The sequence below is a fragment of the Glycomyces albidus genome (assembly GCF_009451885.1).
Classification (GTDB): Bacteria; Actinomycetota; Actinomycetes; order Mycobacteriales; family Micromonosporaceae; genus Glycomyces; species Glycomyces albidus.
The window spans coordinates 16,944-40,696 of sequence record NZ_WIAO01000003.1; the positions used below are offsets into that span (position 1 = coordinate 16,944).

Below are 23,753 nucleotides of genomic sequence, written 5' to 3' on the forward strand. Positions count from 1 at the left end.
GCCGCCGCGCAGGGTGGAGCGCGGCGGCCCCTCATCTCGGCAGCGCGCCCATACACAAGACCCAGGACGGGACCGTTCGAGCGCCTCTTGAATTCAAGGCAGTCTCGAACCGGGGCGCACGGGGCCCACATCCCATGAGTGAGGTGGTTGACACGCTGCCGCATTACCGACCTCGCACTGCCTTGAGACCAGCGCCAGGACCCCGCCCGGCTTTCAGCTCGAGCCTCGCCCCAACCTCGTGAGGACCGACTATCCGGCTCCAGCCGCGGCCCCAGACTGCTCGAAACTCCCAGGTCAACACTTCGTGCGTTAAAACTCAATCTCGGTCGCCAGCAGGGTTTTCCGCAGGTGCGGTCTCACCTGGTTTGTCTAGGGCGTCGCCGAGCTGTTCGGACAGTTCAGGGCTGTACTTGGCGATCCAGCGGGACAGCTCCCGCAGCATTGATTGGAGTTCAGGGGAAGTCTTCTTGCTGACGAGCAGATTGAGCGCTTCCGCGGTTCTGATCCAGCTTTCGTCGGGCTGGTAGTCGTCGATCGATCTCCGCAGATCAGCGGCAGCCTCGGGGAACTGGTCAAGCTTAAATCCGTGCGGCGGGTCGAGGAGAAAGTGGGCGATGGTGGACGCATGGTCATCCAGCACGACGTGCCGAATGCTCATGGCCCTGGCGACCTGTTCGACCGCTTCGGGCCCAGCGACGCCAGCGATGCGTCGGAGCACTTCCAGATGCACCAGTTCGACCTGCGCGTCTCGGTTACCGCGCAGCCGCACGGTGACCTGCTCAATGCTCGGTCCACGCCGCGGGAGTTTGCTACGCCAGACCGCAGCCGTGGCGGCGATAGCCGCGGCTTCATCGTCGAGGACAGAGTACTGCCTGGCGGCGTCGGCGATCGCTCGCTCCGCGGCGGCCTGGGCGAGGGCGATCGCTTGCGGTTCGGGAATCCGTTCCGGGCGGGTTCCTTCCAGAATCAGCCTGACTTGGAAGGCGATGCCGGGTTCCGCGCAAGGAACACGAAACTCGACATCTGCCTTCCAGGATTCAAGCCGCGAACGAGGGCGGCGCTTGATCATCCGCGTTCAAACCTCTGGTCAGGGAAGGTCTGGCGCGTGATCTCAAACATGGCATCGCGGGAGGCGGCCAGCAACCGCTGGTCGAGTTCAGTCGCGCGCACCAATGGCAACGAGGTGACGGCTTTCCATCTGCCGGAGAGTCGAGCGAGGACGTGGTCGGCCTCGCCTGCCTCCTCCCACCGGTCGGCGATCGCGTTGCGGAAGACGCTGATGACTTCCCGCTCCATCTCCGTCGGAGCGCAGGCGTCCATCCATGCGTTGAAGGCCGGTTGGATTACCGATTCGTCATGTTTGAGGACGCGAAGCGTGCTGGCCCACAGAGCGACCAGCGCTTTTCGGCTGGACTCGGGCCCGTCTGCCTTGGGTATCAGTGCCGGTTCCGCATTCTCCTTGACTCGAGCCTGGGCGACGGAGAGGAACAATCGGACGGCTCGTTTTCGCTGCGCGAGTTGCTCCGCCCGCGCATCGGTGCTGAGTCGAGCGAGAACAGCGTTGCTCTGGTGGGCCTCGGTTACCAGCAGGCGGCTGGCTCGTTCCAGGGCCGCGTCCAGTGCGGAGTCCTCGTCGCCGGCTTGTCGCCGTTCCATGAGATGGACGAGCCTGGTGGTGACCAGTCGTGGGTACTCGAGCGCGAACGTCGGGCTCGCACACAGTTCGGCGACGACCCGACGCAGCGCTGAATCGCCCTTCTTTGCCCACTGGCGAGTCCGGTCACGCACCGCGCTAGCGATGCCTGAAGTGGTGGCGGCTTGCTCCAGCAGCTTCGCTGCATCGGGGAGCGTGGTATCGACTCCGGCCCACTTTGCGACGACGTCGTACAGGAAGCCGAACTCGCCGCGCTCTTGGGCGTGGTGGATGGCGAACTTACCGACTTGATTCTTGAGACGGTCCCGCTCTTCGGACGTGAAGGTGTCGCTTGTGGCGAGATTCATCAGCCAGTCGATCAGCGCGCTGCGATACTCGGGCCAGTCGTTCCAAAAGTAGCGAACGACCGCCTCGGCGAACCCCGGCCTAGTGAAGACGACCTTCCCATCCCGTAGTTCTGCCAGGGAGTCCCGTGCGAGCAACCGGGTCCCGGGACCGCTCCATACAGGTTCGCCAAGCGCGGGATCGCTGATGCCCTCCTCGTCGAGTCCGGCCTCGAGAAGCTTGAGTCTGGTGATGGTCTGAAGCAGCGCGGTCGCCTCCGTGCGGATCCGGATGGGATCTCCTGTGGGCACGACAGCAGCCGCCAGCTGGAAAGCGCGCAGCCGCGGCTTCCGTTGGTTGTCGTGGTTCCAAAGATCCAGTTCGGCGACCCAGGCCTGGAACCGGTCGAGCACGAGCTGCTCGGCGTAGGCGCGGTCACCACTGGACCACGGGATGTGGCGGCGCTCCTTGAACTCCTCCTTCAACGACGCCTGCCCAGCTGGCGTCAGGCTGTTCCAGTGGTCGAGCGCCTCGTTGATTGCCTTCCTCAGACGGAGCGCCTCCGCCGGCGGCTTCCGGTCCAGCAAGCCACGGTTTCGTGCGAACGTCACCCACTCAGCTGGTGCCCCCGCATACCCGGACTTTTTCTTCTCTGAGCTCGGAGCGGATTCGCTGGTCGCGGAGTTCTCTGCGGTGCCTACACCGTCCTCGTTTCCTTCCGTGGCGCTGGTGGAGCCGACTAGGTGGTTGCTCAGGATCTCGTACGGATCCGGTCGTGCGATGCCGATCACGCCGAACTGCTCGCACAGAGCCGTCTCCAGGTCTGTCTCGCCAAACACGACAACGAGGAACGACTCTTGCGTTCGAAGGTCCTCGTGCAGTCCCGAGAGGTTCTCCAGCAACCGCTCCGGTTCCTCGATCTCGATATCGCTCAGGTCGAGCAGGAAGGCGCTCTTGTCGTATTTTTTAAGCTGCCAGGGCTCGATCACCAATTCGGCCGGAGGATGGATTCGCCGCGGCTTCTGGTTCCCGGCGCTGACCAGGAAACGGGCGGTGGTGTTCCGGCCGCCCTCCTCGATTGCGAGCAGCGCGACCTGGCGCTCTCCCATGAACAGTTCTGATTCAATGGTCACGACGCTGTCGGGTTTGACGAATCGGTTCCGGTTGTTCCCCTCAAGGTCGTCCACCGTGATATCGGTGATGCGAAGGCGTTCACCGTGTTGGTGATACTCCTTGTGTTCATAGGTGCCGGCCTGGACCAGCTTGTCAACATCACCATGGATGTCGGTGTTGAACGTCGTTCCAGGCTGGTCCCCTCCCTCGAAGGAATCCTGCGGCTCCGGCTCGGCGTCATCGTCGGTTTCGGGAGTCGGGTACGACGCGGGACCGATGTCGAACGCCGAGGGCGCGCTGCTTTGCGGTGAATTCGAATAACTCGTCTCACCGGACTCATCAACCAGCAGTTCTCGCTCGCCGGGAAGCGAGGGCTCCGTAATCGCCTCTGAAGCGGCGTCTTCAGGTACTTGTGGCAATCCCTGAGGAGGAAAGGGAATCATCTGATGTTCCCGCTTGGCATTCGCGGGCAAGTCTTCGGGGCTGCGCTGCTCGAAGCGTTCGTCCATCGACGGTCTGGTCTCCTTTGCGATCGGGGTAATCCGAGCGTCAAGAGCAACCAGCGCAAGCCTGGATACAGGTGGCGGCTGTCGCCAATCTGACAAACCGCCGATTACCGAGGCTGAACCGGGATGTTCAACTTTCCTAGAGGGGAGCCCCACGTGGCACCCGTCCCTTCTCCGACCCTCACAACCGACCATGCCATCGAGGGCCGATGCAGGTTGGTTCGGACAGCTGGCACCCGCACAGGTCGTCACCGTGACCGCTTGTGACAGGACGCAGCTCTGCGTGACCGCCGACGAAGCTGGTGCGTTCCGGTTCGGTGCTGAGCTGCGGTTTTCGCTGTCACAACGAGCGTGGTGCGGGAGCCTGTGACAGTCACGAGCTGTCACACCCCTTGACGGTGACCCCTGGAACGAGCGTTCATGGAGGGGTCGGCCGACGGTGCCGAAGGGCCACGGGCGGTGCATGTCGATGGTCGGCAAGTTGTGTCGAGCAGGAATGCAACGGTTCGCTCCGCGCGTTCTCACCCGGCTCTGGCTCGCCGATTGGTCTCGGCATCGGTGGATTGGGGCGGCTCGTGAGTCAGCCGCGTTTGTGCTTGTCCATGCATAATCGCGAGCTTTTAAGATAACAATTCGATAAAGGGCGGCTTTCGAGGCGCGGAAAAGTGCCCTCAAGTTGCCATACATATACGGGGCCTGTTTTCTGGGCCGCGGGATCAATCGTCGATCGGCTCGCATGCCCGTCCCGGAAGTGGGTGCGGAGGCGACCGATGATAGGCCCGGTTACTGGCCTCCGCCGAGGGGATGGGTTATCGAGGGTTACCGGTTACCGGCTGGCTTGGTTATCGGGCTTGAGCTGGAGGGTTACCGGGACGCTTGACAGTAACCGCAGTAACGAGCTCAACTAGATATCCGTCAACTTCACAGGTGGCGTGAGTTTCTCACGGTCCGCGGCGCGCTCGGCGCGGCTACGCGGTGCCGTTCCTCCCAGCCCTTGCGCAGACGCATGCGACCGTCCTCGGTCGACGTCGTCTGGCTCCAGGTTTCCTAATTGCATACCGATGGCAGTCGCTGCACTATAGCGGCTGCCATGCCATGAGTCGCCGGTCCGCAATGGCCCGGTGGCTGTCATTCCGTGTGCTCATTCAGCAATTGGAGGTTTCAATGCGCACGTTTTCGAGTCCGAATATACCCACTCTCGTGGAGGGCGGGCCATGGGGTCTGCTCACACATGTATGGCATGCCCCGCAAGTCCGCCTGCTCGCGACAGCGCTTCTCGTAGCGCTGGGCGCGGCGCTGGCGGTGCAAGTGTTGCGGTGCGTCCTGCACGGGCGCGAGCGGCGGCGGTGGCTGGCCGGCTCGCGATACATCGCGATCGCCGCGCCCGGCGTCGTCACCGAGAACGGCGGAGCGGTGTTCTGGGACCACCTCAGCGTGATCGCGCGGCCGGCGTGGCGGCGGTTCTGGTTCGGCCAGCCGTGGGTGCTGTGGGAGCTCCACGCCGACCGCCGAAACTTCACGGTGCGGGTGTGGGTGCCCTCGTGCATCGACGCGGCCTTGGTCGAGGGAGCGATCGAGGCCGCCTGTCCTGGCGCCTCCACCACGGTGGTGGAGGCCGAGCCGCCGCTGCGGGTCCAGCCGTCGATGAAGGGCGAGCGGCTCGCCTGGCCCAAGGGCACGGACGTGCCGGTCGTGGTCTCGCCTGCCGGTGTCGATCCGATGCGGCCGCTCCTGCATGCCGTCGGAGTCGGGGTGTGTCCGGCGAGTCGGCGGGCGATGTCGCGGATGTCGAAGGCGGCCTGGTCGCATGGGCAGAGCGGGGGCTCGTCCATGTTGAAGGGCTTCGCCAACGATCTGCTCGACCTCGTGCAGCCCGGCCCGGCCGCGAAATCGACACCCTCGCGCACGCAGCCGGAAGCGGCGTGGGTCACGCGGAAACGAAAGATCCTGCAAGAGCGGGTCAGTACCGGTTCGCTCTGGTCGGCTTCGGTCCGATGGGCGGTCTCGATGCCCGAGGGCCGCTCGGTAAGGCTCAAGCGCGAAGCGGCGAGCACTGCTGCGGCGGTGTCAATGCTGACCGGCGGTGTCAGCGCCCTACGTCGCAGGCTCGCCAGGCCCGAGCGGCAGGTGAACTCATGGGCGCTGGGCCGGACGGTCATGGTCAACACGCCCGAGGTCGCCGCGCTCGCGCATCTGCCCTTCGACGAGATCGTGCCGGCCTTGGACCGGGCCAGGGCGCGCCGCGTGCGCCCGGTCGAGGCAGTCCCCTCCGGGGGCCGGGGCGTCAAGCCGCTCGGCCGCGCCGCCCAAGGAGGCCGCAAGGTCGGACTGCACACCGCTGACGCCCGCCAGCACCTGCACGTGCTCGGCTCTACAGGTACGGGGAAGTCGACGCTGCTGCAGCACATGATCCTGTCCGATATCAAGAACCGGAGAGGGACAATGGTCATCGACCCGAAGGGCGACTTGATCAACGACCTGCTCGACCGTCTCGACCCTGAGACGGTTCGGGGCCGGCTGACCTTGATCGATCCGGCCGAGCCGGGCGGGCACGGGTTCCTCCCGCTGTCGGGCCCGGACGGCGAGATCGCGGTCGACCATGTGGTCGGGATCTGCAACCAGTTGTGGGAGCGGCACTGGGGCCCCCGGGCCACCTACGTCCTCCGCAATGGACTGCGGACGGTCCTCGCGGCGGAGCTGGACCTGATAGACCTGCCGGGTCTGATGATGAAGCCCGACTACTGGCGGGAGGTCGTCAAGCGCCTCGGCCCGGGCGACGAGCAGCTGCTGGGGTTCTGGGTGTGGTGGGAGGACATGGACAAGACCAGCCGCTACCAGGCGATCGGTCCGATCCTCTCGCGCTTCGACGCGCTGTTCGGCAACGAGTTCATGCGCTCGACGTTCGGCAAACCCGCGAAGCCGGTCGATATCGGTCGGGCGCTCGATACCGGCGGGATCGTGTTCGCGCGCCTGCCGAAGGGCGAGATGACGGAGTCGGCGGTGCCGCTGATGGGCTCGGTGCTGGTCGCGAAGGCGGCGCAGGCGGCGATGCGCCGCTCGCACCTGCCCGACCACCAGCGACCCGAATCGGTGCTGTACCTCGACGAGGCGCACAACTTCCTCAACCTGCCACAGCGGATCGAGGAGCTGCTGACCGAGGCCCGTGCGATGCGAATGGGCCTGGTCCTGGCCCACTAGTACCTGGGGCAGCTGGGCCGCGACCTGGAGGGCACGATCTCGGCGAACGCCCGCAACAAGGTGTTCTTCACCGTCTCTCCTGAGGACGCGCGCCAGCTCGCCCGGCACACGCTCCCCGAGCTGGGCGAGGAGGACCTGGCCCGCCTCGGCGCCTACGAGGCCGCCTGCCGCCCGATCGTGGGCGGCGTCGCGACGCCAGCGTTCACGCTGCGGACCGACGCCCCGGCACCGATCCTCGGCATGGCCGAGCAGATCCGCGCCGAGGCGACCGGCCGGAAGCCGTCGCCCGCCCTGCCGTCGGCGAAGGTCCTGCGGCAGTGGCTCGCCGAAGAGCGTGCGCGGGCGGCGGAGACCGAGTGGGGTGAGGCCGCTTGAGTGCGCAGCGGATACCCGGTCAGGTCACGAAGGACTTCGCTGAAGTCCTGGAGCGCTTGACCGGGCGGGACATGAGGCTCATCGACGCCTTCGCCCGCCACCGGATCTTCACCGCCGCGCAAATCGCGGCCCTGTATTTCCCGTCGGCGTGGTCGGCCCGCATCCGGCTGGTGACCCTCATCGAGATGGAGGTCCTGGCCAGGTTCAGGGACGCCAATCGGGCGGCGTACCGGTACACGCTCGGGTACTGGGGCGCGGCCGTCCACGCCTGGCGAAGAGGCGACCCGCCGCCTACGAAGGCGGCCGTCGCGCTTGCCGCCCATCAGCTCGCGGTCTCGCGCAAGAGGTGCCATCTCGAAGGCGTCAACGCCTTCTTCACGGCCCTGCACGCCGAAGCTACCGCTTTGGGTTCGATCTCGGTGACGCAGTGGCTGTGCGAGGACGAAGCGGCATCGCTGTTCCTGGGAAAGGTCCGGCCCGACGGGGCCGCCGTCCTCGCCTTCGAGGATGGGAGGACGGTGCCGTTCTTTTTCGAGTACGACACCGGTACCGAGCCGCTGACCCTCCTGACGGCGAAGCTCGACCGCTACACCGCCGCGAAGCCGGTCGGCGGGGCCCGGCCGGTCCTGCTTCAGATCACCCGGCCCGGCCGCGAGCAGAACTTCCACCACGAACTTGCCGGGCGAGAGTATCCGTTCCCGGTCGCCACGACCGCCGGAAGCGGCGGGACGCTCGGTGTGCGGTGGCGGCGGCTCGGCAGCACGACTCTGGTCGCGTTGGCCGATCTCGGGTTGGGGGTGCGGCCATGATGGGCCCGGAATCGGGGCACACCGGCCCCCACAATGCCGCCCGCACTGGCCCCGCCAATGCCCCCCACACCGGCCCTACACAACCCGCAAGGCCACTAGAGGGTATAGGACCAGGTCAGTGGCATCATTTGGCTACTGGTGAGAGTCCGAGACATACCTCCAGGGGGGACGAAGATCCGGCAGCGGCCTCAACCGAGGGAGCGGGTCCGACCGGGACCCCGATTCAACCAGCGGACCAATGGTCCACACGAGACCTCAATGCAACACCCGACAGTGCTCCATCATTTGGTTCTCCACCAAGGCAACGCAAAGGCGTCACCGGCGTCAAAGCCGCGGAGGGGACAGCTGCGCCGACCATGCCCGGTGTGAGTTCGGACGCCGCGAGCGGAGCGGCGCTGGTCCCGGTGTGGCCGAAGATCATCCGGCTCACCGAGCGCTGGGTGATCACCGAGAAGATCGACGGCACCCACGCGATCCTCGTCATCCGCCACGCCGGCGCCGAGAGAACGGCGGAACCGGGCGGGATGGTCGCTGCGGGCCCGGGTGGGCGGCCGGTGACGGTACGAGCGGCGAGTCGCACTCGCTGGCTGGTGCCCGAACACCTTGCCCGCGAGGGCGACGGACGCGACAACTTCGGCTTCGCCGCCTGGGTCGCCGCCCACGCGGCCGACCTGGCCGCGCTCGGCCCCGGCGACCACCACGGCGAGTGGTACGGCCAAGGGATTGGTCGCGGGTACGAGCTGACCAGCCGCCGCTTCGCGCTGTTCGACACCACGAGGTGGCAGCGCGGGCTACCCGAAGGTGTTCCGGAAGAGTTGGATCTCGTGCCGGTACCGGCCGAATGCGAGGGTGTGAAGCTAAACGCCACGGTCACGCGGTGCCTGGCGCGGTTGGAAAAGCACGGGTCGCAGCTGGTGCCCGGCGCGGCGGCCGAGGGCATCATCGCGTCCTCGACAACCGACACCCGCCTCGCGCTCAAGGCTTACTCCTCCAACATGAATGGCCAGCAGTAATGTCGGCAGGTGCTCGTATCCTCACTACATGACCACACGTAACACCGCGAGCAGAATCAGGACTCTCCTGCAAGAAGCACCGGCGCTCGAAGACCTCGGCGCCCTGGTGCAGGGCGAAGACGAGCCTGCTGGACTGGCAGCCTCAGAACTGCTCGCCAAGGAGTACCGGGCCTGGTTCAGTTCAAGCCTCGGTGTGCTTCCGGAGGACCTGCGGGACCGGTTCCGGTTCGAGTACGAGGGCGGCGGGCTGAAGTTTCGCATCAAGCACTTCCTGCAGCAGCCACGGACCAGGAGCGCCTTCTACAACGAGGATCTCGACGACAACAGCAAGCAGATCTTCAGCCCATGGCAACATCCGTTCTCTGATCGATTCACTGGTCCGTTGCGCCAGCAGCAGCAATACCTCGAAGAGGCTCTGGCACGCCTGGGAACAGAAGCTGAGGCGGTCGATACACTCGACTTCCTGGAACATGTCAGCCGTCTCCTCCCGATGTCGTTTTCGATCCTCGCCCAAGGTCATCGAGATCGGAGCGGCCTGAAGATCGAGAACGAATACGACGTGCAGCATGTCCTGCACGCGATCTTGGTCCTGCACTTTGAAGAAGTCGAGCCCGAGGAGCCGACCCCGAAGATGGCAGGTGCGTCGTCACGGCTCGACTTCCTCCTCAAGCAGGAGCGAGTAGCGATCGAAACCAAGATGATGCGAACGAGCTTGAGCCTGAGGGCTCTCAGAGATGAACTGGCCGTTGACATCCAGTACTTCCGTCGACATCCCGACGTTGATTCACTCTTCATCCTCGTCTACGACCCAGCTCACAGAATTATCAACGCTCGAGGATTCGAGCGCGACCTGAGCACAGGCTCGGACGGCTTCACCGTCCGAGCCGTCATCACGAGTTGACGCGATCCAGATTCAGAATTGCTGTGGGACCCAGGTGGCGTAGACACGGCAGCCGCGGAAGACGAGCTTCACGTCCCGGTCGGGGTCGTACCAATCTGGGGCGTCGACCGCCCACCTGCAGGCCACGGCCTTGAACCCGGCGGCGGCGAAGAGGTCGCGGCGTTCGGCGATGTCGGCGGCCTCCCATGCCTGGGCGTAGGTTCGCCCGGTCGGGACCTGCTCCCACCGGGCAGCATCGGCCGGTTCGGCTTCGAGTTGGTCGCGTTTGGCGATCAGCGCTTTCATGCGGGCGCGGTATTCGTCGTCCTCGCCTTCCCACAGGCCGGCGTCACGGTCGTCTCTCAGATCCCTGATGGTCTGCGCGAGGCGTTCGAGTTTCGCGGCGGTGCCGGTGGCGGGGATGAACTTGCGTTCGTAGACCTCCTGGTCGCCGATGTCGTCGAGGAACCGATCGGTGATCGTTTTATCGAGTGGTTCCAATTTCACGGAGGCTGGAGACGGGCAGTGGTTGATCGTGCCCTTGCACCCGTATCGGACGTACATGATGCCGTTCTGCGCGCTCGCGAACCGATACATTTTGTTCCCGCACGCCCCGCACAGCAGGAAGTCCTTGAGCAGGTACAGCTGGGTCTTCGGGCGCTGCGTACGGCGTTCACCGGTGCCGTCGTTGCGGTGATTCGACCGCTCCCTGAGCGCTTCGAAGTCGGCGAAGGAGATCAGCGGCTCGGCGAACTGGATCGGCTCCCCGGCCTCGTCGGTGATCACGCGGCCGTCGAACACATGCTGACCGACCAGGTTCCGGGCGCCGAGGAGCTTGCCGACGCCGTGACCCATCCACGTCTTGTCCTTGTAGGTGCGCACGCCTTCCTCGTTTAGCCAGTCGGCGATCTTCTGGAACGACCAGCCCTCCAGACGCTTCGCGACCATCCTGCGGACCCATTAGGCCGCTTCGGGGTTGATGGCGAGTCCGGCAGCGCAGCCTTGCTCGTCGTAGGTGGCGGTGTAGCCGTATGGGACCGGGCCGCCGCCCCACCGGCCGGTCTGGCGCAACTTCGCACGCGTGCCACTCACGCGTTCGGAGATCGCGTCGAGTTCCATTTCCGCGAAGATCGCGGCCACGTAGGCGATGAGCTTGCCCGAGGGCTTGGCGGTATTGAGCTGCCTGTCGGCGGTGGCGGCGAGTTTCTTGTGCTCGTCACACCAGGCAAGGAGCTTCGAGAAGTGGACAATCGAGCGCGCCCACCGGTCGATCTTCGCCGCGCACAGCCCATCGAACTCCTCGGTCCGCTCGCGCAGCCACGGCCCGAGTTCGTCGCGTTCGAACGGGTCAGTGGAGCCGGAGACATCGAGGTCCTCGGCCCAGCCGACTATCGTGTGGCCCGCCTCGGCCGCCCAGTGTTCGATCGCTTCGCGCTGGCGTTCGGGTGAGGTGGTCACGTCGGTGACCCGCGACAGGCGCACTACCCCGACAATGCGGAGCGGGGGCTCGTCGACCTGGGCGTGCCCGAGCGCGACCTGCCCGACGACGACTGGGTGCCCAGGCGCCTCGACGGGGTCTACGACGCGGACGCGATCCCGCAGCCGCTCCGGCCGTTCTCGGTGATCCAGCTCAAGGCCGGGGCGACCACGATCGACATGAAGCTGGTGCTCCTCGGCGTCATTCCGCGCTCGCCCGAGCTGCTGTACGTCCTCGACCCCGACTCCTCCGAGGTTCTCCAGTTCGACCGCCGGAACCACGGCGTGCGCGGCGTCAACTCCTCCTACCGCTGGTTCGTCGAGTTCCTGTGGCAGTTGGAGGCCGCCAAGAAGCAGGCGGGCACCGGCAGGCTCGCCGACGTCCTCACCCCCGGGCTGCGGTCGACGCTCGGGTCCATCGACCCGTTCGCGTTCCAGGCCGGCCAATGGTGGCCCGGCGTATGGAAGGAACTGGCTCCTTCTGGGTAACCCGTACGGGAAACCGCACTAGGGTGGTCGCAAGAACGCCCGCGACTCGAAGGAGCACTCATGACCGTGGAAGTCACCGATGCACCCGAACGCGACCGGTGGGAGGCCCGCATCGACGGCGATCTGGTCGGATACGCGCAGTACAAGCGGCACGACGGCATGATCACCTTCTTCCACACCGTGGTCGAGCGCGAAGGCGAGGGCATCGGCTCCGAACTGGCCCGGACCTCGCTCGACGCCGCCCGCTCGCAGGGGCTGCGGGTGCATCCGGTGTGCCCGTTCTACGCCGGATGGATCGAACGCCACCCCGAGTACAAGGACCTCGTGCACGAACAGGCTCCCCACCTGGGCGAAGAAGACTAGAACCCTTGGCGCGCAGCGGCATCCGAGACGCGATGCCGGATCCGTGACGAGGGTCATGGGGTGACCGGGCCCGGGGCCGGGATTGCCGGGGCGCTCCCGGGCGTTGCCCGAAGGGCGCCCCGCAGTCTGCACCGAAAGGCGGCCGTCCATGCCAGTAGCCCTGTCGATCCTCGACCTCGCCCCGATCGCGCCGGGCCGGTCGGCCCGCGACAGCTTCGCCGCGAGCGTCGAACTCGCCCGCGCCGCGGAGCGCAGCGGCTACGAGCGGGTCTGGTACGCCGAGCACCACAACATGCCGACGATCGCCTCCAGCGCGACCAGCCTCCTCATCGGCCACGTCGCCGAGCACACCGACACCATCCGGCTCGGCGCGGGCGGCATCATGCTGCCCAACCACTCGCCGCTGGTGATCGCCGAGCAGTTCGGGACCCTCGAGACGCTCTTCCCGGGCCGCATCGACCTGGGCCTGGGCCGCGCGCCCGGCACCGACCGGCAGACCATGCGCGCCATCCGCCGCGACGCGACCTCCTCCGACACGTTCCCCGAGGACGTGCTCGAACTCCAGGGGTACCTGCGCGGCCACTCCCTCATCGAGGGCGTCCAGGCCGTGCCGACCGCGCCGACCGAGGTGCCGCTCTACCTGCTCGGCTCGTCGCTCTTCGGCGCCCAGCTCGCCGCCCGGCTCGGCCTGCCGTACGCGTTCGCCTCGCACTTCGCGCCCGACGCCCTCCACGAGGCCGTCGCCGTCTACCGCGAGCAGTTCCGGCCCTCCGAGCAGCTCGCCGAGCCGTACCTGATCGCCGGCGTCAACGTCTTCGCGGCCGAGGACCACGAGACGGCCGACGCCCAGCGCCGCATCGCCTACCGCAACCGCGCCCGGGCCTTCATCAAACGCGGCCCCGCCGGCGGCGGCGACTTCACCGACGAAGAGATCGACGCGTTCCTCGCCTCGCCGGCCGGCGAGCAGCTCTCCGCCATGACCCGGTACACCGCGGTCGGCGACCCCGGCGAGGTCCGCGCGTTCCTCGAGTCCTTCGCCGCGGCGATCGGTGCGGACGAGCTCATCACCGCCCACCACGCTGAGGACACCGCCGACCGGATCCGCTCGGTCGAGCTCACGGCGAAGGCGGTGCTGGCTCAAGGCTGAGTGCGGCTTGCCGCCCGCAGCGGTCCGACGGCGCGCTCGGCGTCTGAACGAACCGAGGGGGCCGGTTCGCCGGCCCCCTCGCGCCAGGCCCCGGCCGGCGGTTCCGGGCAGCCCAACCTTGCCCGGAACCGCCGGCCGGAACCTAGCCCTTGACGGCGCCGATGATGACGCCCTTCTTGAAGTGCTTCTGCACGAACGGGTAGATGATCAGCGCGGGGATGATCGCGATCATCACGATCGCCATCTTCACCGCCAGCGTCGGCGGCGCGTTGCTCAGCCCCGACGCCTGCGGCAGCGGCGCCGACTCGACCACGTACGTGCGCAGCACCAGCGCCAGCGGCCACTTCGAGGTGTCGTCGAGGTACAGGAACGCGTTGAACCAGTTGTTCCAGTACGCGACCGCGTAGAACAAGGTGACCACCGCGATCACCGCCTTCGACAGCGGCGCCACGATCTGCCACAGCACCCGGAACTCCCCGGCGCCGTCGATCCGGGCCGAGTCGAACAGCTCCTGCGGGATGCTCATGAAGAACGCCCGCAGGACCACCACGTTGAACGCGGACACCGCCATCGGCAGGATGATCGCCAGGTAGTTGTCCCGCAGCCCGATCGCGCTCACCCACAGGTAGACCGGGATCAGGCCGGGGAAGATCACGAACATCAGCAGGACCGAGAACAGCACCGTCTTGTGCCCGAACGACCCCGGCCGCGACAGCGAGTACGCGCCCAGGATCGACACGACGACGCTGAGCACGGTCCCGACCGCGGTGATCCCCAGCGACACCAGCAGCGCCCTGAGCACCACCGGGTTGCGGAACATCTGCTCGTACGCCTCGAAGGTGATCCCGTCGCCCGGCCAGACCACCAGCCCGCCGACGCGGTTGACGGTCTCGGCGCTCGACAGGCTCGTCAAGGCGATCGCATAGAGCGGGAACAGGATCAGCAGCGCGATCACGACGATGCTCGCGCCCTTCGACGCCTGCCCCAGGACCGTGGGCTTCTCCTCCCACGCGGCCCGTTTCGCTTCAGCCCTCATGACTTCGAGTACACCCCCCGTTCGCCCAGCATGTGAGCGGCCTTGTTGGCGGCGAGGATCAGCACCAGGCCGACCACGCCCTTGAACAGCCCCGCCGCGGCCCCGTAGTCGAAGTCGCCGGTGCGGATGCCGCTGTAGTACACGAACGTGTCGAAGACCTCGGACGCCTGCGAACCGACCGCGCTGCGCTGCAGGAAGAACTGCTCGAACCCGACGTTGAGCGCGTCGCCGAGCCGCAGGATCAGCAGCAGCACGATCACCGGCCGGATCCCCGGCAGCGTGATGTGCCACAGCCGCCGCCACCGCCCGGCCCCGTCGACCGCGGCCGCCTCGTACTGGTTCGGGTCGATCGCGGCCAGGGCCGCGAGGAAGATGATCGCCCCGAACCCGGCCTCCTTCCAGATCGCCTGCGAGGTCACCAGCAGGATGAACGTGTCCGGATCGGTCATCCAGTCCACGCCCTCGAACCCGTTGGCGCGCAGCACCTGGCTGAGCAGCCCCGCGCCGCCGAGCATCTGCTGGAAGATCGCGATCACGAGCACCCAGGAGAAGAAGTACGGCAGGTAGACCACGCTCTGGAGCATCGACCGCAGCCGCGCCGACGCCAGCGAGTGCATCAGCAGCGCCAGCATGATCGGCACCGGGAAGTAGAACACGAGCTGGAACGCGGTGATCGCCAGCGTGTTCACCAGCGCCCGCATGAACTCCGGGTCCGAGAACAGCATCTGGAAGTGCGTGAAGCCGACCAGCCGCGACCCGAAGATCCCGCCGGTGTACGGCTTGTAGTCCTGGAACGCGACCACGTTGCCCAGCACGGGGATCCACCAGAACCCCCATACCAGCAGCATCATCGGCGCGGCCATGAGCAGCAGCGGCCAGTCCCGGCGCAGCCGGGTCCGCCAGTGCGCCTTCGCCTTCACGGCACGTTTCGGAGCGTCCCCGGCCGCCTTGGGGGAGGCCGGGGACTGGATCGTCGGAGCGGTCACAGGCGGTCGTTGTCCTCGGCGACGCCGGTGTAGTACTCGCGGGCCGAGTCGCCGACCTTCGAGCGCCACGACTCGACCAGGGTGGCCCACTCGGCGACCTCGCGCTGGCCGCGGTAGATCTCGTGGTGGGCGTCCTTCATCGGCTCGTTCTCGGCGGCCAGGTCGGAGGGCATCTCGACCCGCAGGCCCTGGAACGGGTGGTCGTCGAGGAACGGCGCGGCGTTGGTCTCCCACGCGTGCTGGGCCTCGACCAGGCCCGGGTACTGGAACTTGAAGTTCGCGTTGGCCCGGCCGGACAGGAACAGGTAGGTGTTGGCGACCTCGCTCTGGCCCAGCTCGGTCCGCTGCGGCACACCGGCGGCGTCCACAGTGAAGTGGACGCCCTCGACGCCGTCCCACACCAGGTCCCATTCCCTGGTGCCGAAGGGGGCCGAGCACCAGTTGGCGACCCGCAGGCACTCCTTGATGCGCTCCTCGGAGAGGTCCTTCTTGATGAAGGTGAACATGCCGGCCGGGTCGTCGCGCCAGATCGTGGGCGTGCCGCCCGCTTCGCGGGCCAGCGGGTTGACCGCCTGCAGGTTGAAGCCGGGGACGTCGCGGTAGGTGCCGAGCATCTCGTGCCAGGCGCCGAGGCCGTCCTCGTAGAACACCGCCTGGCCGGAGCCGATGATCTCCTTGGCGTTCGTGTTGCGGTCGGCAACGTAGTCGGGGTGGACCAGGCCCTTGTCGAAGACCTGCCGGGTGAACTCGATCGCCGCGGCGAACGCCTCGGTCTCGAACTTGTGGACCAGTTTGCCGTCCTCGATCTTCCACAGTGTCGGGACGCCCATGGCCTCCTGGACCGTCTGGTCGAGGCTGGCGAACGCCCAGCGGTTCGCCGAGGGGTCGTTCACCTCTTCGGCGATCGCGAGCAGCTCGTCGAGGTTCGTCGGGTGCTCCAGGCCCAGCTGGTCGAGGATGTCCTGGCGCGCGAACAGCGTGTTCGTGTACGGCGCCCGCTCCCAGGGGATGCCGAGCAGCGTGCCCCCGAAGACGCCCATCGCCCAGGCGGCGGTCGGGTAGCTGGCCAGCAGCGGGTACTCGGCGGCCTTGTCGCCGGCGAGGTACGGGGAGAGGTCGGCGAACAGCTCGTTCGCGGCCTCGCCGAAGTCGGAGATGTTCACGATCTCCCAGCCGGGGATCTGGAACATGTCCGGCACGTCGCCGCTGGCGAGGGTGGTGGTGATCTTGTCGAGGTAGTTGTTGCCGTCGGCGATGTTGAACACGACGGTGCCGCCGAGCGCCTCGTTCACCGAGGTGAAGTAGGAGTTGTCCGGGAGGGCGGGCGGGGCCGGGTTCCACAGGGGAGTGATGGCGGTGATCTCCTCGCCGGTGGTCATCGGCGGCTCGGCGACGGCCTGGACGGGCTCCGCCGGGCGCGAGAGGTAGCCGGGGGAGACGGTGCCGTCGGGCTGGCCGGGCAGGTCGGGTTCGACGCCGCCTTCGTACGGCGTGTACGTCGGCAGCAGTTCCGCCAGCTCGTCGGACCCGGCGGCGGTGCCTTCCGGGCCTTCGTCGAGCGCGGCGCAGCCGGCGAGGGAGGCCGCCGCGGCGGCGCCGGCGCCGGCCTGGAAGAGGGTCCGGCGCTGGAGGCGGAACAGGGATCGGCGGTTGTCGCCCATGGGGATGCCTTTCATCTGAGCAGTTCAATCGCGGGTGCGGTGAGCTCTTCGCCGAAGGCCGGTGGTGCGAAGGGTCGGACGACCTATGTTTGTCGTACGTCCAAACAAATATAACTTCCTAGATGAGAGCTGTGCAACACCCTCCCCGGGTTGCGCTCGCATCCCAGCTCGCGACCCGTCTCGACCGTCTATAAGGGAGTCTTCTCCAATGCGGCGTCGAGGAGCGTCTCCGCGGCGTCCCGTGCCTGCGCGGCGGCCTCGGGGCCGCCGAGGATCGCCGCCGTCGTCTGCGCGCCCTCGGCGAGGATCGCGATCTGCGGCGCCAGCGACGCGGGCGCTCCGGCGGCGCGCACCAGCTCGGCCACGTACGCCCCGAACGCCTCCTTCTGCTCGCGCACGGTCCGCCGCACGTTCTCCGAGCCGCCGCTCAGCTCGCCGTAGGCGTTGATGAACGCGCAGCCGCGGAAGTCCGGCTCGCGGAACCACCCGTCGAGGAAGTCGAACACCGCCAGCAGCTTCTCGCGCGCCGTCGCCGCCCGCTCGGCGCTGGCGGCGATCCCGGCGTCCCACATCTGCCGGCGGTGCCGGAGCACGGCGACGATCAGGTCGTCCTTCGAGGGGAACAGTGAGTAGATGCGCTTGAGCGAGACGCCGGCCTCGGCGCGGACGGCGTCCATCCCGACCGCCTGCACGCCGCGGGTGTAGAAGAGCCGGTCGGCGGCCTCGACCACCTGCCTCCGGGCTGTTGTGTCGTCGATCATAGGGGAACTCCTTGCCATGAGAACGATCGTTCTCTAGAGTAGTCCACATCAGCGGAGAACGATCGTTCTCCCATCGAAGGGATTGAGTCACATGGGCACCATCACCGTCGGCACCGAGAACAGCACCCCCATCGAGCTCTACTACGAGGACCAGGGCTCCGGGCAGCCGGTCGTCCTCATCCACGGCTACCCGCTCAACGGCCACAGCTGGGAGCTCCAGGCCCGCGAGCTGCTCGCCGCCGGCTACCGCGTCATCACCTACGACCGCCGCGGCTTCGGCGGGTCGAGCAAGGTCGGCGAAGGCTACGACTACGACACCTTCGCCGCCGACCTGAACACGGTCCTCACCGAGCTGGACCTCCGCGACGTCATCCTCGTCGGCTTCTCCATGGGCACCGGCGAACTCGCCCGCTACGTCAAGAACCACGGCCACGAGCGCGTCGCGAAGCTCGCCTTCCTCGCCTCGCTCGAGCCGTTCCTCGTCAAGCGCGACGACAACCCCGAAGGCGTCCCGCAGGAGGTCTTCGACGGCATCATCGAGGCCGCCCGCGGCGACCGCTACGCCTGGTTCACCCAGTTCTACAAGGACTTCTACAACCTCGACGAGAACCTGGGCTCCCGCATCAGCCAGGAGGTCGTCACCGCCAACTGGAACACCGCCACCACCTCGGCGCCCGTCGCCGCCTACGCGGTGGTCGACTCCTGGATCGAGGACTTCCGCGCCGACGTGGACGCCGTCCGCGCCGCCGCCAAGCCCACCCTGATCCTGCACGGCACCAAGGACAACATCCTGCCGATCGACGCCACCGGACGCCGCTTCCACCAGGCCGTCCCCGACGCGCAGTACGTCGAGATCGAGGACGCGCCGCACGGCCTGCTCTGGACCCACGCCAAGGAGGTCAACGAGGCGCTCCTGGGCTTCGTCAAGTCCTAAGCGGCACTGAAGGCCCGGGGCGGTCGCCCCGGGCCTTCAGTATGTCCACATTGCTCGTTCGCCTACATGTCGCGGTAGCGCTTGGCGGCCTTCAGCGCCGGTTCCAGGATCTCCGGCGTGAGCCGCCGCGGCGCCGGAGCCGGCTCGCCCCAGGTGAACGGCGCGGAGAAGTACAGGCCGTACGCGGGCGTGTCGCGCTGGTAGCGCCAGCCCTCGGCGAGCGGCCCGACGTCGTACGCGTCGTAGCCGAGCTCGTCGAGCAGGTCCGTCGCCGTCCGCTTCGCCGCCGCGTCGTCCCCGGCGATCGCGAGGAGCGAGCGCTCGGGGTGGCCGGACGGGCGGGCCAGCTCGACCACGTGGTCCTGGAAGATGTTGTTGAACGCCTTGATCACGAACGACTCCGGCAGGTGCGCCTGGAGCAGCTCGCTCACGGTGGTCGACTCGTCGTCGAGCTCCGGGATCTGCCCGTCGCGCTGCGGGTAGTAGTTGTTCGTGTCGAAGACGACCTTCCCGCGCAGCTCCTCGACCGGGACGCTCCGGTACGCGTGCAGCGGGATGCTGACGACCGCGATGTCGGCCGCCGCGGCGGCCTCCGCCGGGGTCGCGGCGGCGGCGTTCGGCCCGAGCTCAGCCACCAGGTCCGCCAGGGTCTCGGGCCCGCGGCTGTTGCTCAGGACCACGCGGTGCCCCGCCTTGACCGCGAGGCGCGCGATGGCGCCGCCGATGTTGCCGCTGCCGATGAATCCGATTGTGCTCATACCCGTCAGTAACCAGCGTGCGGCGGCCGGAATTCCGGTCGCCGCGGTGTTCTGCGCCATGCCCGCGGCCGTCAGGCGCCCGGTGAGCAGGATCCACGCGCACACGGCCGCCAGCGGGGCCGACTCCAGCAGGTTCACCTGCCAGCCCGCGAATCCGCCCTGCTCGACCAGCAGCGGATGCCCGAACGTCCCGATGACCAGGTTGTTCCCGGCGTGCGCGAGGCACGCGACCCAGACGCTCCCCGAGCGCAGGAACAGCCACGCGAGCACGATCGCCTGGAGCATGATCTGCGCCGTCCACGTCACGATCGTCAGGGCTTCGTCGCCGCCGCCGGCGTAGTCCGTGAACACCAGCGGGTAATGCCATGCGGCCCAGATGAAACCGGTGATGAGCGCCGCCGAGAGCGGCCCCCGGCCGACCCGCTGCTGGAGGTAGCCCCGCCAGCCGAACTCCTCGCCCCAGAAGACCGGCATCGCCGCGATCGGGGCCGCGAGCGCGATCCCCAGCACCGCCGCCCATGGCAGATCGGCGCCGAACACGAGCTCCGGCACCGCCGCGAAGTCCGGACGGTACCCGGCCAGTGCGGCGGCGAGCCCGATCGCGGCCGCGAGCACCGCGACCGGCCCGATCCACGCGATCAGGTAGTACCTCTTCGCCGGCCGCAGGCGCAGGCGGCCCCCGGCGTCCCCGAACCCCTCCTTGGTCACCCACTTGCGGACCGCCAGTGCCGCGATCGCCGGGGCGAACGCCACCGGGATCTGCAGGAGCGGGTTCATGAGCGACCCGTCGAGCACGAAGAAGATGAACGCGATGCCGCCCCAGGCGACCCCGAAGGCGATGAGCAGATAGGCGATGACGCCGTTTCGACTGTGTCCCATGGCTACAGGCAACCACCGGCGCGGCCCCCGGTCACTACGCCTGGACATCGACTTCGGGTATGCCCAGCCATACCCCCGGACTACGGGCAGACCCATTGGCCGGGGCCGGCGCGGCGATTACGGTGGCCGCATGGACGAACCGCGGACCGCGCTGGAGGCGCTCGGGCGGCGCCGCCTCCCGGTCAGTGCGTGGCCGTGGCGGGCCGCGCTCCACCTGCTCACCGTCGCGCCGCTCGCGGCCGCCGCCTTCGCCGTGCTCGGCGTCCCCTGGGTCGTCCTGGCCGCACGCCTGGCCGGCGGCGGCGCCGGCATCGGCGAGGCCGCCGTCCTCATGCTCGTCGGCATCGCCCTGATCGCCGTGCTCGGCCCGCTCGTCTCGGCGCCGCTGGCCCGCGCCGCCCGGCGCGGGCTGCGCCGCGTGGACCACCGCCGGATCGACCCGCGCCCGCGGCCCCCGGGGCCGTGGCTGCGCACCCGGTACACCGATCCCGGCGCCCGGCTCGAGACCGCCTATGCGTGCCTGATCGCCTTCGCCTCGCCCGTGCTCGTCCTCGCCGTGCCGCTGACCGTCGTGCTCGCGGGCACGTTCGTCGCGAGCCCGGTCCTGGTGCTGGCGCAGCGCCCGGGAGACCTCCCGGTGGCCTTGGCGTTCGGGCAGGTCAGCACGGTCGGGCAGACCTTGCCTTACGTGAGCGCCGGCCTGGTCCTGCTCGCGGCGCTGCCGTACCTGGCGACGCTCCTGGCCGGCGTCCACGGCGCCGCGGCCCGCGCGCTCCTGACCGGCGCCCCGGACGAGGACCTGCGGGCCGAACTGGTGGAGGTGTCGCGCTCGCGCACCCGGCTCGCCGACGCGTTCGAGGCCGAGCGGCTGCGGATCGAACGCGACCTGCACGACGGCGCCCAGCAGCGGCTCGTCGGCCTCACCCTCAAGCTCGGGCTGGCCCGCCTCGACCTGCCGCCCGGATCGCCCGCCGCCGCCACCGTGGGGGAGGCCCACGACCAGGCGAAGCACCTCATGGCCGAGCTGCGCGAACTCATCCACGGCATCCGGCCGCAGATCCTCACCGACCTCGGGCTCGCGGCGGCCCTCGGCGAGCTCGCCGACGCCTCGCCCGTGCCGGTCACCGTGGACGCCCGCCTCGACGGGCGGCTGCCCGGGCAGGTCGAGCACACCGCGTACTTCGTCGCGGCCGAGGCGCTCACCAACGTCGCCCGGCACAGCGGCGCCGCCTCGGCCCGGGTCACCGCCCGCGTCCGCGACGGACTGCTCACTGTGGACGTCGCCGACGACGGTCGCGGCGGTGCCGACCCCGGCCTCGGCACCGGGCTCACCGGACTCGCCGACCGCGTGGCGGTCACCGGTGGGAGAATGCTGCTGTCAAGCCCGGCCGGAGGGCCGACCGTCCTTCGCGTGGAGTTGCCGTGCAACGAGAACCGATCCGCGTAGTCCTCGCCGAGGACGGGGTCCTCCTGCGCGAGGGCCTCGCCGGGCTCTTCGACCGCTTCGGATTCCAGGTGGCCGCCGCGGTCGGCGACGCCGACGCCCTGAAGCGCGCGGTGGCCGAGCACCGGCCCGGCCTGGTCGTCACCGACATCCGCATGCCCCCGGGCTTCACCGACGAGGGCCTGCGCGCCGCCGTCGAGCTGCGCGAGGCGGACCCGGACCTGCCGGTCGTGGTCCTCAGCCAGTACGTGCAGCACCGCTACGCCGCCGACCTGCTCGGCTCCGGCGGCGGGCGCGGCATCGGCTACCTGCTCAAGGACCGCGTAGTCGACGTCGAGGAGTTCATCGACGCGCTCGAACGGGTCGCGGCCGGCGGCACCGCCGTCGACCCCCAGGTGGTCAGCCAACTCCTGCGCCGCCGCCGCGACCCGCTCTCGGCGCTGACCGCCCGCGAGCGCGACGTGCTCGCGCTCATCGCGGAGGGCCGCTCGAACGCCGCCGTCGCCCGGCTCCTGCACGTCTCCGAGGCGGCGGTCGGCAAGCACGTCGGCGCCATCCTCGCGAAGCTCGACCTGCCGCAGACCGAGGACACGAACCGCCGGGTCCTGGCCGTCCTCGCGTACCTGCGGGGCTAGCGGCTGGCCGGTGCAAGCTGCCCGCCGCTCGCGGCCGGGTCCGGCCGCCGGGTACGGCGCCGCTGTCCGGGCCGCCCTCCGCAGCCTCGGCGGCGCTCGCCACCCGCGTGGCGTTCGGCCAGGAGGACCGGCCCGCCTCGGCCGGATTCTCGAGGACGGTCCCCGGCCGTCCCAGAACGCGAGGAAGGCGCTTGACCGGCTCGCGACTTTATGCTTAAAATCCCGGGCGGTGCCCAGGCCCGGGACGGATTGGAGGGCGGCTCATGAGCGGAACGCCCGATGCGGGCCGCAAGGCCAGCATGGCCGACGTCGCCGACCGCGCCGGCGTCTCGGTCATGACCGTCTCGAACGTCATCAACCGCCCCGAGGTCGTCACCGAGGCCACCCGCGCGAAAGTCGACGCCGCGATGCGCGAACTGCGCTACCGCAACAACCTCGTCGCCCGCAGCCTCCGGCTCGCCCAGCCCCGGCAGATCGGCTACGTGCTCCCCGCGCCCGACGCCGCCGGCAACCAGTACATGGACGTGTTCCTCCACGACCTCGCCGGCGCCTGCCAGGCCGCCGACCGCAACCTCACGCTCATCCCGCAGCGCGACACCGAGGCGCTCATGACCGTGTGCGAGGACCTGTACTTCGGCCAGTCCGTCGCCGGGTTCGTCATCTCGAACGTCGGCTCCGACGACCCGCGGCCGGTCGAACTCCACCGGCGCGGCATCCCCTTCGCCGCCTACGGCCGCTCCGGCGAGGCGTTCGCGAGCCCGTGGAGCTGGGCCGAAGGCGATGCGGCCCTGGGCATCGAGACCGCCGTCGAGCACGTCCACGAGCGCGGCCACCGCGAACTCGCGTTCGTCGGCGCCAACCGCGCCAGCGTGACCGGCGTCGAACGCGAGACGGGCTACCGCGACGCCTGCCGCCGCCTCGGACTCGACTCGTCGGCCACCGGCGACCGGATCGTCTCCTCCGGCAGCGACCTCGCCTCCGGCGTCCGCATCGCCGCCGACCTCCTCGACTCGCCCTCGCCGCCGACCGCGATCATCTGCACCTCCGACCAGCTCGCCGCCGGCGCCGTGATCACCATCCAGGCCCGCGGCCTCGCCCCCGGCCGAGACGTGGCCGTCACCGGCTACGACGACACCCCGCTGACCTCGTTCGGCCCCGTCGGCATCACCTCCGTCCGCCAGCAGTCCGCCGCGATCGCCGCCGAACTCGTGCGGCTCGTCATCACCCGCCCCGAAGCGCCCGAGCACGTCCTCCTGCCGCCGACGCTCACCGTCCGCTCCAGCACGGACCCCGACGCATGAACGAAACCCTT

The 23,753-nt window shown here is 68.5% G+C and carries 20 protein-coding genes and 2 pseudogenes; 12 read left to right on the forward strand and 10 right to left on the reverse strand.

Annotated features, from left to right (window positions below):
- Positions 1-316: 316 nt before the first annotated feature.
- Complete coding sequence (locus GFD30_RS03425) at positions 317-1,069, reverse strand: hypothetical protein (RefSeq protein WP_153023829.1); 753 nt, start codon at positions 1,067-1,069, stop codon at positions 317-319.
- Complete coding sequence (locus tag GFD30_RS03430) at positions 1,066-3,600, reverse strand: hypothetical protein (RefSeq protein ID WP_153023830.1); 2,535 nt, start codon at positions 3,598-3,600, stop codon at positions 1,066-1,068. Before GFD30_RS03430 ends, GFD30_RS03425 begins: the two co-directional genes overlap by 4 nt.
- A 1,161-nt stretch (positions 3,601-4,761) precedes the next feature.
- On the opposite strand from GFD30_RS03430, the gene GFD30_RS03435 reads away from it, so the two are divergent.
- The 5 genes from GFD30_RS03435 (at position 4,762) to GFD30_RS03455 (ending at position 9,893) form a co-directional block, all read left to right on the forward strand.
- Positions 4,762-6,795: a type IV secretory system conjugative DNA transfer family protein gene (locus tag GFD30_RS03435; protein ID WP_153023831.1), complete on the forward strand. Its 2,034-nt coding sequence runs from the start codon at positions 4,762-4,764 to the stop codon at positions 6,793-6,795.
- 60 nt (positions 6,796-6,855) lie between these two features.
- Positions 6,856-7,170 carry a hypothetical protein gene (locus tag GFD30_RS03440; RefSeq protein WP_153023832.1) on the forward strand — a complete coding sequence of 105 codons (315 nt, stop codon included), beginning with the start codon at positions 6,856-6,858 and terminating at the stop codon, positions 7,168-7,170.
- A 71-nt stretch (positions 7,171-7,241) separates the two neighbouring features.
- Positions 7,242-7,979 (forward strand): replication-relaxation family protein, encoded by a 738-nt coding sequence (locus GFD30_RS03445; RefSeq protein ID WP_153023833.1) that lies wholly within the window; start codon positions 7,242-7,244, stop codon positions 7,977-7,979.
- 365 nt (positions 7,980-8,344) lie between these two features.
- On the forward strand, positions 8,345-8,992 hold the full coding sequence (locus GFD30_RS26125) for an RNA ligase family protein (RefSeq protein WP_194201831.1): 648 nt from the start codon (positions 8,345-8,347) through the stop codon (positions 8,990-8,992).
- 28 nt (positions 8,993-9,020) lie between these two features.
- Complete coding sequence (locus GFD30_RS03455) at positions 9,021-9,893, forward strand: PD-(D/E)XK nuclease domain-containing protein (protein ID WP_153023835.1); 873 nt, start codon at positions 9,021-9,023, stop codon at positions 9,891-9,893.
- Positions 9,894-9,905: 12 nt separating this feature from the next.
- Here the strand turns inward: GFD30_RS03455 and GFD30_RS03460 are convergent, their stop codons facing one another.
- On the reverse strand, positions 9,906-10,820 hold the full coding sequence (locus GFD30_RS03460) for a recombinase family protein (RefSeq protein WP_153023836.1): 915 nt from the start codon (positions 10,818-10,820) through the stop codon (positions 9,906-9,908).
- A 12-nt stretch (positions 10,821-10,832) separates the two neighbouring features.
- The gene (locus tag GFD30_RS26130) at positions 10,833-11,354 is read right to left on the reverse strand and encodes a recombinase family protein (protein ID WP_322632906.1); all 522 of its coding nucleotides are present in this window, start codon (positions 11,352-11,354) and stop codon (positions 10,833-10,835) included.
- A gap of 12 nt (positions 11,355-11,366) precedes the next feature.
- Between GFD30_RS26130 and GFD30_RS26135 the strand changes: the two are divergent.
- The 3 genes and pseudogenes from GFD30_RS26135 to GFD30_RS03475 all read left to right on the forward strand — a co-directional run.
- Positions 11,367-11,837 (forward strand): annotated as a pseudogene (locus GFD30_RS26135) (SUKH-4 family immunity protein); the annotation flags it as partial.
- 60 nt (positions 11,838-11,897) lie between these two features.
- Positions 11,898-12,200 (forward strand): GNAT family N-acetyltransferase, encoded by a 303-nt coding sequence (locus GFD30_RS03470; RefSeq protein WP_153023838.1) that lies wholly within the window; start codon positions 11,898-11,900, stop codon positions 12,198-12,200.
- Between the two features lie 148 nt (positions 12,201-12,348).
- Complete coding sequence (locus GFD30_RS03475) at positions 12,349-13,347, forward strand: LLM class flavin-dependent oxidoreductase (protein WP_153023839.1); 999 nt, start codon at positions 12,349-12,351, stop codon at positions 13,345-13,347.
- Between the two features lie 142 nt (positions 13,348-13,489).
- On the opposite strand, the gene GFD30_RS03480 is transcribed toward GFD30_RS03475, so the two are convergent.
- From GFD30_RS03480 to GFD30_RS03495, 4 genes are all read right to left on the reverse strand, one after another.
- Complete coding sequence (locus tag GFD30_RS03480; protein ID WP_153023840.1) at positions 13,490-14,383, reverse strand: carbohydrate ABC transporter permease; 894 nt, start codon at positions 14,381-14,383, stop codon at positions 13,490-13,492.
- Positions 14,380-15,369 (reverse strand): ABC transporter permease, encoded by a 990-nt coding sequence (locus GFD30_RS27775; protein ID WP_322632907.1) that lies wholly within the window; start codon positions 15,367-15,369, stop codon positions 14,380-14,382. The genes GFD30_RS03480 and GFD30_RS27775 overlap by 4 nt, the downstream gene beginning before the upstream one ends.
- Positions 15,366-17,045: an extracellular solute-binding protein gene (locus GFD30_RS26635; protein ID WP_153023842.1), complete on the reverse strand. Its 1,680-nt coding sequence runs from the start codon at positions 17,043-17,045 to the stop codon at positions 15,366-15,368. The genes GFD30_RS27775 and GFD30_RS26635 overlap by 4 nt, the downstream gene beginning before the upstream one ends.
- A gap of 173 nt (positions 17,046-17,218) precedes the next feature.
- Positions 17,219-17,791 (reverse strand): TetR/AcrR family transcriptional regulator, encoded by a 573-nt coding sequence (locus GFD30_RS03495; RefSeq protein WP_153023843.1) that lies wholly within the window; start codon positions 17,789-17,791, stop codon positions 17,219-17,221.
- 91 nt (positions 17,792-17,882) lie between these two features.
- Here GFD30_RS03495 and GFD30_RS03500 point away from each other — a divergent pair, with 91 nt between their 5' ends.
- Positions 17,883-18,725, forward strand: a complete 843-nt coding sequence (locus tag GFD30_RS03500) for an alpha/beta fold hydrolase (protein ID WP_153023844.1) — start codon at positions 17,883-17,885, stop codon at positions 18,723-18,725.
- Between the two features lie 62 nt (positions 18,726-18,787).
- On the opposite strand, the gene GFD30_RS28175 is transcribed toward GFD30_RS03500, so the two are convergent.
- Positions 18,788-19,483, reverse strand: coding sequence for an NADPH-dependent F420 reductase (locus tag GFD30_RS28175; protein ID WP_407648962.1), 696 nt, complete (start codon positions 19,481-19,483; stop codon positions 18,788-18,790).
- 207 nt (positions 19,484-19,690) lie between these two features.
- A pseudogene (locus GFD30_RS28180) lies at positions 19,691-20,458 on the reverse strand (CPBP family intramembrane glutamic endopeptidase); the annotation flags it as partial.
- A gap of 34 nt (positions 20,459-20,492) precedes the next feature.
- On the opposite strand from GFD30_RS28180, the gene GFD30_RS26640 reads away from it, so the two are divergent.
- The 3 genes from GFD30_RS26640 (at position 20,493) to GFD30_RS03515 (ending at position 23,742) form a co-directional block, all read left to right on the forward strand.
- Positions 20,493-21,809 carry a sensor histidine kinase gene (locus GFD30_RS26640; protein ID WP_227995804.1) on the forward strand — a complete coding sequence of 439 codons (1,317 nt, stop codon included), beginning with the start codon at positions 20,493-20,495 and terminating at the stop codon, positions 21,807-21,809.
- Complete coding sequence (locus GFD30_RS26645) at positions 21,785-22,441, forward strand: response regulator (protein WP_407648958.1); 657 nt, start codon at positions 21,785-21,787, stop codon at positions 22,439-22,441. The genes GFD30_RS26640 and GFD30_RS26645 overlap by 25 nt, the downstream gene beginning before the upstream one ends.
- 263 nt (positions 22,442-22,704) lie before the next feature.
- Positions 22,705-23,742 (forward strand): LacI family DNA-binding transcriptional regulator, encoded by a 1,038-nt coding sequence (locus GFD30_RS03515; protein ID WP_153023846.1) that lies wholly within the window; start codon positions 22,705-22,707, stop codon positions 23,740-23,742.
- Positions 23,743-23,753: the final 11 nt, after the last annotated feature.